The 12,011-nt window shown below is 71.9% G+C and carries 8 protein-coding genes; 4 read left to right on the top strand and 4 right to left on the bottom strand.

What is annotated here, in order from left to right; genetic code table 11:
- Positions 1–7: 7 nt before the first annotated feature.
- On the bottom strand, positions 8–1,120 hold the full coding sequence (locus tag BJ991_RS11265) for a class I SAM-dependent methyltransferase (protein WP_179490020.1): 1,113 nt from the start codon (positions 1,118–1,120) through the stop codon (positions 8–10).
- A 169-nt stretch (positions 1,121–1,289) separates the two neighbouring features.
- On the opposite strand from BJ991_RS11265, the gene BJ991_RS11260 reads away from it, so the two are divergent.
- From BJ991_RS11260 to BJ991_RS11245, 4 genes are read left to right on the top strand one after another with little or no spacing between them, the layout of a single operon-like run.
- A complete protein-coding gene (locus BJ991_RS11260; protein ID WP_179490018.1) occupies positions 1,290–4,340 on the top strand; it encodes an FtsX-like permease family protein in 3,051 nt (1,016 codons plus the stop codon).
- Entirely contained in the window at positions 4,337–7,027 is a 2,691-nt protein-coding gene (locus BJ991_RS11255; RefSeq protein WP_179490016.1) for an FtsX-like permease family protein, read from the top strand. The genes BJ991_RS11260 and BJ991_RS11255 overlap by 4 nt, the downstream gene beginning before the upstream one ends.
- Positions 7,024–7,926 (top strand): ABC transporter ATP-binding protein, encoded by a 903-nt coding sequence (locus BJ991_RS11250; RefSeq protein ID WP_179490014.1) that lies wholly within the window; start codon positions 7,024–7,026, stop codon positions 7,924–7,926. Before BJ991_RS11255 ends, BJ991_RS11250 begins: the two co-directional genes overlap by 4 nt.
- On the top strand, positions 7,923–8,606 hold the full coding sequence (locus BJ991_RS11245) for an ABC transporter ATP-binding protein (RefSeq protein WP_179490012.1): 684 nt from the start codon (positions 7,923–7,925) through the stop codon (positions 8,604–8,606). Before BJ991_RS11250 ends, BJ991_RS11245 begins: the two co-directional genes overlap by 4 nt.
- 7 nt (positions 8,607–8,613) lie before the next feature.
- On the opposite strand, the gene BJ991_RS11240 is transcribed toward BJ991_RS11245, so the two are convergent.
- The 3 genes from BJ991_RS11240 to BJ991_RS11230 all read right to left on the bottom strand — a co-directional run bounded on the left by BJ991_RS11240 (position 8,614) and on the right by BJ991_RS11230 (position 11,993).
- A complete protein-coding gene (locus tag BJ991_RS11240) occupies positions 8,614–9,762 on the bottom strand; it encodes an epoxide hydrolase family protein (RefSeq protein WP_179490010.1) in 1,149 nt (382 codons plus the stop codon).
- Between the two features lie 65 nt (positions 9,763–9,827).
- Positions 9,828–11,096 carry an ATP-dependent Clp protease ATP-binding subunit ClpX gene (gene clpX, locus BJ991_RS11235; RefSeq protein ID WP_179490008.1) on the bottom strand — a complete coding sequence of 423 codons (1,269 nt, stop codon included), beginning with the start codon at positions 11,094–11,096 and terminating at the stop codon, positions 9,828–9,830.
- Positions 11,097–11,321: 225 nt separating this feature from the next.
- On the bottom strand, positions 11,322–11,993 hold the full coding sequence (locus BJ991_RS11230) for an ATP-dependent Clp protease proteolytic subunit (protein WP_179490006.1): 672 nt from the start codon (positions 11,991–11,993) through the stop codon (positions 11,322–11,324).
- Positions 11,994–12,011: the final 18 nt, after the last annotated feature.

Below are 12,011 nucleotides of genomic sequence, written 5' to 3'. Positions count from 1 at the left end.
CGCGGGGTCACGCGGCTCCGAGGCGGTAGAAGCTCCACAGCTCGTGCTCGACGGACAGCACCTCGAATCGGGTGAACCCGGCCTCGCGAGCCCACCGCTCGACCGTCGGCGCCCGCATCACCGTTCCGTTGGCCTCGTCCTGTCCCTCGGCGATCGTCGCCGGGAGGCAGTGCAGCACGCTGAAGCCGTAATTGAGGCGCTCGAGGAAGTCGCCATCGGGGGTGAACTCGTCGGCGACCTTCTCGTCGCCGATGACGATCGCACCTCCGGGCTCGAGGAGCGATCCGAGCGCGCGCAGCGTCCGCACGGGCCCGTTCATGTCGTGGAGCGCCTCGAACACGGTCGCGAGGGCGATGGGCCCCGGGACGACCCGGCGCACCGCATCCGCGTCACCCGCGTCGGCGCGCAGGAACTCGACCCGGTCACCGAACTCGGTGCCGGCGACGTTGGCGCGGGCGTCCTCGACGGATGCCTCGTCGAGGTCGATCCCGATGACGCGAGCGAGCGGGTAGGTGCGCGCGAGGGCGAGCGTCGACCAGCCGGTGCCGCACCCCGCGTCGACGATGACCGAGGGTCTCGTGCGGAGCCGCTCGTCGAGGTCGGGCACGGCCTGCATCCACTCCCCCAGTGCGAGCGAGAACGCCGGACGGTTGAGCGACGAGATCGCATCCCGCACGGCGGCGCCGTAGTCGCTGTAGGCGACGCCCTCGCCTTTCTCGAAGTCAGCCACGACCGCGTCGAACACGTTCGCCATGCCGACGAGGAACGAGCCGGCGCCCGCCATGGAGTAGGGGTTCTCGCTGTCGAGCAGCACGTCGGCATGCGCCGCGGGCAGCGTGTATCGCCGGGTCTCGGCGTCGCCGTCTTCGGCGACCTCGAGGATCCCCGCGGCGGTCTGCTGCTCGAGCCATTCGCGTGCGTATCTCTCGACGATGCCGGTCTCGCGAGCGAGGTCGGCGACCGTCGCGGATCCGAGTGTCTGGAGGGCGGCGTAGAGGCCGCCCCGCATCCCCAGTTCGACGCACAGCAGCTCCATCGCGGGCACGAGTGCCTCGAAAAGGCGGGCGGAGAACGCCTCCGCGCGAGGTGTTCGGGCTTCGTCCGTGGCGGGCGTTGTCATGGTCGTCCTCCTTCGGGTGGGTGCTGGCCGGAGTGTACGTCCGCGCATGCCGCGCCCGGAAGACCTGTCGGCTCGGATGCCGCGCGGCGCGCTCGACGTCGCGACCCCCCTCCCCAATAGACTCGGCACACCCAAGAGCGCACACCCGAGAGAATGAGGCCGGCGCACAGTGAGGTGGTTCAGGCGGGCCCGCCCGCACGGCGCCGTCTTCGCCGCCGTCGCGGTCGTCGCGGCGCTCGTCACCGGCACGGTCATCGCGCTCCTGGGCGCGCTCGACGCGGCCGCCGACGACGGGGTCCGGCGCGGTCTCGCGACCCGCTCCGGCGCCGACCTCGCCCTTCGCGCGACCCTTCCCGCCGCAGGCGACGTCGAGGCGCAGGACGCCGCGATGCGCGCGGCGATCTCGCGCGCGCTCGCCTCCCTGTCGACGCCGCCCGAGGTCTCCCGCTCGGCCGTGGCGGAGGCCGCCGTCGAGGTCCCCGGCCCGCTCGAGCGGCTCGAAGCACTGGTGCTCATCGACGAGGGTCTGCAGGGTCATGCGGAGCTCGTCGACGGACGGTGGGCCGCGGGTGCCGGCGAACTGACGATGCAGGCGGATGCCGCGGCCGCCCTCGCCCTCGGAGTCGGCGACACCGTGGTCGTCGCCGGCACGCCGACGCTGCTCACGGGCACGTGGCAGGTCACCGACGCGCTCGACCCGCGGTGGCTCGGAGACGAGCGCATCACCGACGGGCGCGGCCGTGCCGCCGTTCCGATCGTGCTCGGCGAGGTCGACGTACGCGCGCTGGAATCGGAGCGCGTGCACTGGACCGTGGCTCCCGACGTGACGAGGGTCACCGCGGCCGACCTCGCCGCCGCGCAGACGGGATGGCCGCGCCTGCGCTCCGCGCTTCGCGCCGAGGGCGTCGACCCCGCGCGCCTGTCGACGACCGGCGGCTTCACCGACACCGCTGCCGAGCTGCTGGCTCAGGTGCAGGGCATGCGGGCGATCGCACCCGTCGTGCTGCTGCTGGTCGCGACCGCCGCCGTCGTGACCATTGCGGAGCTCGCGCGGCTCGCCGGTGCGAGCCGCGCACCCGAGCTGGCCCTGCTGTGGTCACGGGGCCGCTCCGCGACCGCCAACGCGGTCGAGGCGGCTTCGCTCGGGGCGGGAGCGGCCGTGATCGGCGGGGTCGTCGGCACGTTCGCCGCCTGGGCGTCGGCTGCGTGGTGGGGTCGCCCGTCGAGTGTGCCGCTGCCCACCGTGTCGTCGACCGTCGCGATGCTCGCGCTCGTCGCCGCGGCGGGCTTCTGGATCGGAGCCGCGCGAGCGTCGCGGCCGCACGGCGCCGACGCGAGCGGTGCAGGACGGGCGAGCCGTCTCGTCGCCCCCGGCGCCGCGGTGCTCCTGACGCTCGCGGCGGCGACCGCGGTGTGGCAGCTGCAGCTGTACGGCTCGCCGATCACCGTGCAGGCGGACGGCGAGGCATCCGTCGACCCCGTCACCGCGTTCGCGCCCGCCCTCGCCCTCGTCGCGATCGTCTTCGTCGGGCTCACCGCCCTGCCGGCGATGATGCGCCCGTTCGAGCGGCTGTCTCGCCGGTCGGCCGCCACGGGCATGCTCACGGCGCACAACGTCTCGCGCCGGCTGCCGCGCCTCACCGCGTCGATCGTCGTTGTGGGGGTTGCGACCGGCACGCTCGTCACGGCCGCCGCGTACCAGGCGACGTGGGCCGACGGGTTCGAGCGCGTGAGCGCGTTCCGGTCGGGCGCCGACATCCTCGCGACCGCCTCCGGAGGCGGGTTCAGACCGCAGCAGCTCGAGGTGCTCGACGCGCGGCCGTCCGTCGCCGCCGTCTTTCCTCTCCAGCACGCGCAGCTGCAGGTGCGCGACGGCAGTGCGGCGCTCGTCGCCGCACCGCCGGCGGCTCTTCCGACGCTCGTCGCGCCGGTGCGTGAGGCCATCGACGCGGATGCCCTCGCCGAGTCGCTGCCCGTGGACGCGCCGGGGGTCGTGATCCCGGAGGGCGTCGAGGCCGTGGTGCTCGAGGCCGACACCCGGCACCTCTCCGCCGATCCTGTCGTCACCGTGCTCGTGCTCGACAGCGGCGGGCGACTCACGCGCGTGACGGCCGAAGTCTCGGGATCAGGCGATCCGGCGACCGGACGCTCCATCACGGCGACATCGCCGGTGCCCGCCTCCGCCCGCGACGGGCACGCGCAGGTGCTGGCGGTCGACGTCGACCTGGCGGACGACGCGGTCATCGCCGATGAGGCGCGCTTCGTCCCGACGGCGTGGACGGACGCGACCGGGGGATCCCTCACCGCGTTCGCGGAGCGGCAGTGGTCGCCGCGCGGCGGCGAGATGGTGATCGTCGCTCCCCTGCCTCTCTCCGAAGGCGGGTTCGGAGCCGCACCGGGCGTGACGAACGTGCGGCTCATGCCCGACGCCGATGACTCGGCCGGGCTCTTCCGACCGCCGATCGCTGTCACGCGGTCGCTCGCAGATCGCTACGACCTCGCCATCGGCGACACGTTCTCGTTCGCGGTCGAGCGCTCATACGCCCGCATCGACGGCGAGGTGGTCGCGATCGTGCCGGCGGTCCCGTCCGCGGGCGACGCGGACGCGGTGCTCATCGACCTCACGGTGCTCCAGCTCGACGCGGTGCTCACGACCGAGTTCCCCCGCGCGCCGAACGCCCTGTGGATCCAGGAGGCAGAGACGGATGCCGCGGCCGACGTCCGCCGCGCCCTCCCGCCCAACACCGCGCTGAGCTACGCCGACGATTCGGCGGAGCGCGCCGTCGTCGGCTCGGCCGCGCTCGCCGTGTGGGGGGCGGGCGCGCTGTGCTGCCTGCTCGCACTCGTCACCCTCGCTGCGGTCGCGAGCGCCGAGCATCGCGCGCGCATGCCGGAGATCGGACTGCTTCGCGCGCTCGGGTTCCGTGCGCGCGAACAGGCGTCGAGCCGAAGGGGCGAGTGGATCGCGGTGCTGGCGTGCGCCGTCATCATCGGACTCCTCGCCGGATTCGTCGTCGGGGCGCTGACCGTTCCGCAGCTCGCCAGCGCGGCCATCCCGGGCGTCGACCTCGGGCTCGGCACGCCGCTCCGCCTGGATGTCACGGGACTGGCGATCGCGCTCGCCGCGCTCGTGCTCGTGTGCGCGGCATCCGTCACGTGGGTGTCGGCGAGCGTCGCCCGTGACGCACGCATCGTTAGAGGACCGGAGGGGCTGCGATGAGCGCGCGTTCCCGGTACGGCACGATGGGCCTGCTCGTTCGTCACGCACGGCGAGGCATCGTCGCGACGCTGCTCATGGCGGCGCTCGTCGCGGTGTCGGTCTTCGCGGTGGCGGCCGCGCCCCGCGCGGTCGCGCGCCTGGGCACCGAGGAGGTACGGCGGACGGTCGCGGCGATGCCGCCCATCGTGCACGACCTGCGCGGGGTCGGTCGGGTCGGCCTGCCCATCGGCCTGGCGGGGACTCCGGCCCCGCGCCTCGTCGCCCCGACGGACGGCGCGATCGGGCTCTTCCTCGACGATCTGCCCGAGCCTGTGGCGTCCATGGCGGGCGAGCCGCACTGGGTCGCGAGCACGCCGTCGGGCGACGCCCTGCGCACGGACGGCGAACCGGCCTCGCGGTTCATCCTGCGCCTCGCGACGGATCCTCGGTGGCTCGAGCAGGTCCGCATCGTGTCGGGCGACCCGCCGGCGGCGTGGGAGGGCGACGAGAACGAGCCGGCCGAACAGCCGCCGATCGACATCGCGGTGTCGACAGCCGTCGCCTCGGAGGCCGGCGTCGAGGTCGGCGACAGTCTCCGGTTCGGCGGGCTCCAACTGCGGGTCACGGGGCTCTACGAGCCGAACGATGAGACGGATGCCTACTGGACGCACTTCTCCGACCTCGCGGCGCCGCTCGTCGAGCGCGAGCCCGGGTCGACGCCGATCGTGCGCGCGTCGGTGTACGTCGATCCCGGCTCACTCGGCGGGCTCACAACGAGCATCCCCGACGGGTCCCTCGTCGCGTGGATCCCGCTCGACGACTCCCCGCTGACCGCCGCCAACGCATCGACGGTCGCCGCGCAGCTGCGCGCGGCGGTTGCGGCCGACATCGCCCTCCCGTACGGCGGACGCCTCACGTTCGGCACGGCGCTCGCCGACGAGCTCGAGGAGGCGATCGGCCGCACGGGCACCGTCGCGGGGCTGCTGGCGCTCGGCGCATCCGGTCTTCTCGGTGTTCTCCTCGCGGTCTTCGCCCTCGGGATCGGGTCGATCGTGGACCGCCGGAGACCTGTGCTCGCCCTCGCGCGTGCCCGGGGTGCGAGCGAGCCGGAGGTCCGGGCCGCGATGGCCCTCGAGGGGCTCGCCATCGCGATGCCGGCCATGGCGCTCGGGATCGCGGCGGCCGTCGCGGTGATCCCCGAGCCGGTGGGTGCGGATGCCTGGGTGCTCCCGATCATCGTTGGCGCGGCGGTGCCCGTCCTGTTCCCGCTCCTGTCCGGGCCGCGACCGTTCCGCGCTGAACGCGAGGACGGTCGGGCGGCTGCAGGAGATCGTCGCATCCGCATGATCGCGGAGATCGCGGTCGTCGGCCTCGCCGTCGTTTCGATCGCGCTGCTCGCGCGCCGCGGGATCGACCCCCCGGGCGACGCGGGCGGTGTCGACCCGTTGATCCTCCTCGCGCCGCTGCTCATCGCCGCCGCGCTGTGCATCGGCGCCCTGCGGCTGTATCCGATCCCGCTGCGGCTGGTGCTGGCGGGTCGTCGCGGGCGCGACGGCGCGATCGCCCTGCTCGGCTCGGCGCGTGCGGTCCGCTCCCCCGTGTTCGGGTTCGCGGCGTCGTTCGCGCTGCTCCTGGGGGTGTCGGTCGTCGTCTTCTCGGCTGTCCTCGGCTCGACGCTGCGGGAGGCCATCGTGGCGGGCACGCGCGACCGCGTCGGCGCGGACGTGCAGATCAGTGCGGCGAACCTCGGGCCCGAGGTGATCGCGGCGATCGGCCGTATGGATGGCGTCGACGACGTGGTGGCGCTCGCGCCCGTGACGGGCGTGCGCGTGCTGGGGCACGCCGGCACGGCGACGGTCACGCTCGTCGCGGCCGACACCGCCGCCCTGCACCGCGTGCGCCCCGATATCCCTGCGGCCGACGCTCCTCGCGACGGCACGGTCCCCCTCGTCGTCTCGAGCGGCGCCCTCGCGCGGGCCGGCTCCGATCCGCGCATCGGGAACGCCGACGTCGAGGCGGTCGCCGAACTGCCGCCGGAAGCCCTGCCCGGCGGGGCGCGCGCGTGGGCGATCATCGACACGCGGTTGGCCGCGGACGTCGGTCGCGCCGACATCGAGACCGAGCGGCTGCTCGTGGGACTGCGCGACGACGCCGACGCCGCGACCGTCGCGGCCCGCATCGAGGAGGCCGTGTCGGCCGCACAGTCCGACGACCGGCTCGGCACCGTGAGCGTGCTGTCGGCGCAGCTGCTGCTCGATGAAGCGCGATCATCCCCGCTCACACGAGGTGTGGAAGCGTCCCTGCCGTGGGTGTCCGCCGCGGCGCTGCTGCTGACGCTCATCGGCGTCGCCCTCGCCACCGTCGCCACCTCCGGCACCCGTGGGCGAACGGTCGCCGTCCTGCGGATCCTCGGCGCCGACGCACGCCAGCAGCGCGGCGTGCTGCTGTGGGAACTCGCTCCCCCGGTGGTCGCGTCCGTGCTCGTCGGCACCGCCGTGGGCTTCGCGCTGCCCGCCGTGCTCTCGCAGGTGATCGATCTGAGGCCTTTCGTCGGAGGCACCGCGCCGCCAGCGCCGACGGTCGATCCCGCGTCGATCTCCCTCGCTCTGGGAGCCGTCCTGCTGTTCGCGTTCGCGGCCGGCGCGGTGGCGTTCTTCGTCGGGCGTCGCATATCCGTCGCCACCACGCTCAAGATGGGAGAGAGATGACCGCCCACATCCGCTGCGTCGACCTCGTGCGCATCTACAGCGCCGAGGGCGTCGAAGTTCAGGCCCTTCAGGGGCTCACCCTGAACGTCGTGCGCGGCGAGCTCACGGCGATCGTCGGCGCATCCGGCTCGGGCAAGTCCACGCTCCTCGGGATCCTGTCGGGGCACGACAAGCCGACGGCGGGCTCCGCGCACGTCGCGGGGCACGACCTCCTCACGATGTCGAGCCGGGAGCGCACGCAGTACCGGCGGCACACGGTCGGCTTCGTGTGGCAGCAGGCGTCCAGGAACCTCGTCCCGTACCTGACCGCGGGCGAGAACATCGCGATGGCCCTCGCGATCGGACACGCTCCCCGCGCGTCCCGGAAGGAGCGCGCGACGGCCCTCCTCGAGCTCATGGGCATCGATCGACTCCACGATCGGCGCCCGCCGGAGATGTCGGGTGGCGAGCAGCAGCGCGTCGCGATCGCCGTCGCCCTTGCGAACAAGCCCGAGGTGCTCTTCGCGGATGAGCCCACGGGCGAGCTCGACGAGGCGAACTCGCAGCTCGTGTTCTCGTCGCTCCGCGACGTCAACCAGCAACTCGGCACGACGATCCTCATTGTGACCCACGACGAGGGCGTGTCGGCTCAGGTCCGCCGCACGGTGCAGATCCGCGACGGACGGCTGTCGACCGAGGTGCACCGCCGGCAGGCCGTCGACGAGCACGGACAGGAGCGGATCCACGCGCAGGAGTACGCCGTGCTCGATCGCGTCGGCAGGCTCCAGCTTCCGGCCGACTACCTGCACGCGCTCGACATGCGCGACCTCGTCCGCCTCGAGCTCGAGACCGACCACGTCGCGGTCCACCCGACCGAGCCTCCAGACGCGCGGCCGACCGAGAGCGGCGAGCAGCGATGACCGCCGACGTCATCGCCCGGTGCGAGCAGGTCACGAAGACGTACGGTCGCGGGGCCGCCGCGGTGCACGCGGTGCGGGACGCGTCGATCGCCCTGCGTGCGGGCGAGGTCGTCGTGCTGCAGGGACCGTCCGGCTCGGGCAAAACGACCCTCCTGAATCTCATCGGCTCGCTCGACGCACCCGACTCCGGCCGCATCTGGGTCGGCGACCGCGAGGTCACCGGCGCGAACGAGCAGCAGCTCGTCGAGCTCCGGCGGCACGATCTCGGGTTCGTCTTCCAGACGTTCGCGCTGCTCCCCGTGCTCTCCGCGCGAGAGAACGTCGACCTGCCGCTGCGGCTCGCGGGCGTGCGTCGAAGGGAGCGCGAACGGCGCGTCTCCGAGCTGCTCGACGCCGTCGGTCTCACCGCGCACGCCGAGCAGCGTCCTCCCGAGCTCTCGGGCGGGCAGCAGCAGCGGCTCGGCATCGCCCGCGCCCTTGCGACGCGCCCACGGCTGCTCATCGCCGACGAGCCCACCGGTCAGCTCGACAGCCTCAACGCCGAGGCCATGATGGGGCTCATCGCCGGCATGGTGCATGAGCGCGGGATCGCCGCGATCGTGTCGACGCACGACGCTCGCATCGCCGCCCACGCGGATCGGCTCGTGTCGATTCACGACGGAGTCGTCGCGGCCACGTGAGGTCGATTCAGCGTCGCGCCGCGGCGGCACCCGCATCCGCGAGCAGTCCGAGCTCCACGGCGAACGCCCTCGTTCGATCGGCCATCACGTCGGGAACCTCGGCGACGACGAAGTGCCCACCCTCCGCCAGCCGCTCGAACGTCCGCAGGTCGCGGTAGTACCTCCGCGCGAGAGATTCCGGGTAATCGCCCTCGTGGCGCTGGATGTGCACCGTCGCCGGCACCTCGACGGACGGCATCGCGTCGGGCTGGTCGGCGCCCTCGTAGTACGGGCGGAACGACGTGCCGATGCTCCGGGTCACCCAGTAGATCATCGCCTCGGTCAGGATTCGCTCTCGTGAGATGCGCCGCTCGACCTCGGCGGGCCGCTCGGTCGGGGTGTCGCTCCACTCCACGAGCTTCTCCGTCAGCCACGCGAGCAATCCCGCGGGCGAGTCGTTGAGCGCGGCGGCGAGCGTGTCGGGGCGCGTCGCCTGCACGTGCCCATACGCGCCGTCCGTGCCGTGGGCCGCGTCGAGGCGCGCGAAGAAGGCCTGCTCGTCGGGTGCCGCGAGCGCCGCGCGCTCTTCGCGTGACGGGAAGTGCGAGTGGGTGACGATGATCCCCTGCACCGCTTCGGGATGGGTCGCCGCGATGAGGTCGTTCACGTTCGCGGAGACGTCCTCGCCGTAGGTGAGGTAGCGGTCGTAGCCGAGCACGTCGGTCATGAGGGCGTGCATCGTGTCGGCGAGTCTCGTCTCGGTGATGGGTCCGTCGCGGTAAGGCGAAGAGAACGCGAATCCGGGAAAGCTCGGCACGACCACGTGGAAATCGGGCAGCAGATCCGCGAAGTCGAGCTGCAGCGCGAAGGTGTGCGGCCACCCGTGCATCACGAGCAGCGCGGGCGAGTCGTCTCGCTCCGACCTGAGATGCGCGAAATGGATCGTCGAGTCGCCGATGTCGACGAGGAACTGCGGATGCCGGTTGAGCCACTCCTCGCGTGCCCGCCAGTCGAACGTGGCCCACGAGCTGACGAGCTCGGCCAGGTACTCGGAGTTCATACCGGCCGGCTTGCGGCGCGGTGAGTCGGGCAGCGGACGGAACCGCGAGAGACGGTCGTGCAGGTCGTCGAGGACCCGGTCGGGGACGGCGATGCGGAACGGCTGCGGTGTCTGCATCCGTCGACACTATGGAGTGTCACCGACATCGTCGGCGGGCCGCCTGACGGACCGCTCCGCGGGTGTCAGGCGCTCTTGCGCGCCTGGCGCACCACGAGGGTGGGCGCGGCGCCCTGCTCGACTGAGGCCCGTGTGATGACGACCTTGTCGACATCGTCGGTCGACGGGATCTCGAACATGATCGGGCCGAGCACGTCTTCGAGGATCGCGCGCAGTCCGCGCGCCCCCGTCTTGCGCTCGACCGCGAGGTCGGCGATCGCCTCGAGCGCCTCGGTCTCGAACTCCAGCGACACGCCGTCGAGCTCGAACATGCGCTGGTACTGCTTGACGAGCGCGTTCTTCGGCTCGGTCAGGATCTCCATGAGCGCGTGGCGGTCGAGCGGCGATACGGATGCCACGACCGGAAGCCGGCCGATGAACTCGGGGATCAGGCCGAACTTGTGCAGGTCCTCCGGCCGCACCTCGCTGTAGAGGTTGAGGTCTTCGCCCTTGTTGTGCAGCTCGGCCCCGAAGCCGATGCCGTGCTTGCCGACGCGCGACGAGATGATGTCTTCGAGACCCGCGAACGCACCGGCAACGATGAACAGCACGTTCGTCGTGTCGATCTGGATGAACTCCTGGTGCGGGTGCTTGCGTCCGCCCTGCGGCGGCACCGAGGCGACCGTGCCCTCGAGGATCTTCAGCAGCGCCTGCTGCACGCCCTCGCCCGAGACGTCGCGCGTGATCGAGGGGTTCTCGGCTTTGCGAGCGATCTTGTCGACCTCGTCGATGTAGATGATCCCGGTCTCGGCGCGCTTCGTGTCGAAGTCGGCCGCCTGGATGAGCTTCAGCAGGATGTTCTCGACGTCCTCGCCGACGTAGCCTGCCTCGGTCAGCGCCGTCGCGTCGGCGACCGCGAACGGCACGTTGAGCCGCTTCGCGAGCGTCTGCGCGAGGTAGGTCTTTCCGCACCCGGTCGGGCCGATGAGCAGGATGTTGCTCTTCGCGATCTCGACCTCGTCGGCGCGCTGCTCCGCCGGCTGAAGCGTTCCGTGCGCGCGGATGCGCTTGTAGTGGTTGTAGACCGCGACCGACAGGGCGCGCTTCGCGTCGTCCTGCCCGACGACGTACTCCTCGAGGAAGGAGTAGATCTCGCGCGGCTTGGGAAGGTCGAAGTCCGCGACCGCGCCCTGGCCCGACTCGGCCATGCGCTCTTCGATGATCTCGTTGCACAGTTCGACGCACTCGTCGCAGATGTAGACACCGGGTCCTGCGATGAGCTGCTGCACCTGCTTCTGGCTCTTGCCGCAGAAGGAGCACTTGAACAGGTCGGCGCTCTCACCGATGCGTGCCATCAGGCTCCTCCTCGTGGCCGGCGTGTGCTTTCCCGTGCACGTGTTCGAGCCTAACGGGTGACGGCGACAAGCGGATGGATTGCGACGCGGAATCCGGATGCTCTGAGCGGCTCCGTCCGCTCAGAGCGGAACGTCTGCCGCACGGTGGATCACCAGGACGAAAACGAGCGCCCCGCCACCCTTCCGGGCGACGGGGCGCGGGCGGAGCATCCGCTGAGGCTTCGCCTACTTCGTGAGCGCGGGCTGGGCCCGCTTGCGCGACGAGAGCACCTGGTCGACGAGGCCGTAGTCGACGGCCTCCTCGGCGGAGAGGATCTTGTCGCGGTCGATGTCCTTGTTGACCTGCTCGGGCGAGCGGTTCGAGTGCTTCGACAGCGTCTCCTCGAGCCACGTGCGCATGCGCATGATCTCAGCAGCCTGGATTTCGATGTCGGAGGCCTGGCCGTGGCCCGCCTCGCCCATCGCGGGCTGGTGGATGAGGATGCGCGAGTTCGGCAGCGCGAGTCGCTTGCCCGGCGTACCGGCCGCGAGCAGCACGGCCGCCGCTGACGCGGCCTGACCGAGGACGACGGTCTGGATCTGCGGCGCGATGTACTGCATCGTGTCGTAGATCGCCGTCATCGCCGTGAACGAGCCGCCCGGCGAGTTGATGTACATGATGATGTCGCGGTCGGGGTCCTGCGACTCGAGCACGAGCAGCTGCGCCATGACGTCGTCGGCCGACGCGTCGTCGACCTGGACGCCGAGGAAGATGACGCGGTCCTCGAACAGCTTGTTGTACGGGTCCTGACGCTTGTAGCCGTAGGCGGTGCGCTCCTCGAACTGCGGCAGGATGTACCGACTGTTCGGGACCTGGAGGCCCTGCGGAAGGCCGGCGCCGAAGGTGGGGGTGTGCATTGCGATGTCTCTCTTTCG

Source organism: Microbacterium immunditiarum (assembly GCF_013409785.1).
Classification (GTDB): domain Bacteria; phylum Actinomycetota; class Actinomycetes; order Actinomycetales; family Microbacteriaceae; genus Microbacterium; species Microbacterium immunditiarum.
This window is presented reverse-complemented; position numbering and strand designations above follow the sequence as displayed.

Excerpts from the sequence above, each read along its gene's own strand:
- BJ991_RS11265 (WP_179490020.1), bottom strand. The coding sequence starts at position 1,120 with ATGACAACGCCCGCCACGGACGAAGCCCGAACACCTCGCGCGGAGGCG.
- BJ991_RS11255 (WP_179490016.1), top strand. The coding sequence starts at position 4,337 with ATGAGCGCGCGTTCCCGGTACGGCACGATGGGCCTGCTCGTTCGTCAC.
- BJ991_RS11250 (WP_179490014.1), top strand. The coding sequence starts at position 7,024 with ATGACCGCCCACATCCGCTGCGTCGACCTCGTGCGCATCTACAGCGCC.
- BJ991_RS11245 (WP_179490012.1), top strand. The coding sequence starts at position 7,923 with ATGACCGCCGACGTCATCGCCCGGTGCGAGCAGGTCACGAAGACGTAC.
- BJ991_RS11240 (WP_179490010.1), bottom strand. The coding sequence starts at position 9,762 with ATGCAGACACCGCAGCCGTTCCGCATCGCCGTCCCCGACCGGGTCCTC.
- clpX (WP_179490008.1), bottom strand. The coding sequence starts at position 11,096 with ATGGCACGCATCGGTGAGAGCGCCGACCTGTTCAAGTGCTCCTTCTGC.
- BJ991_RS11230 (WP_179490006.1), bottom strand. The coding sequence starts at position 11,993 with ATGCACACCCCCACCTTCGGCGCCGGCCTTCCGCAGGGCCTCCAGGTC.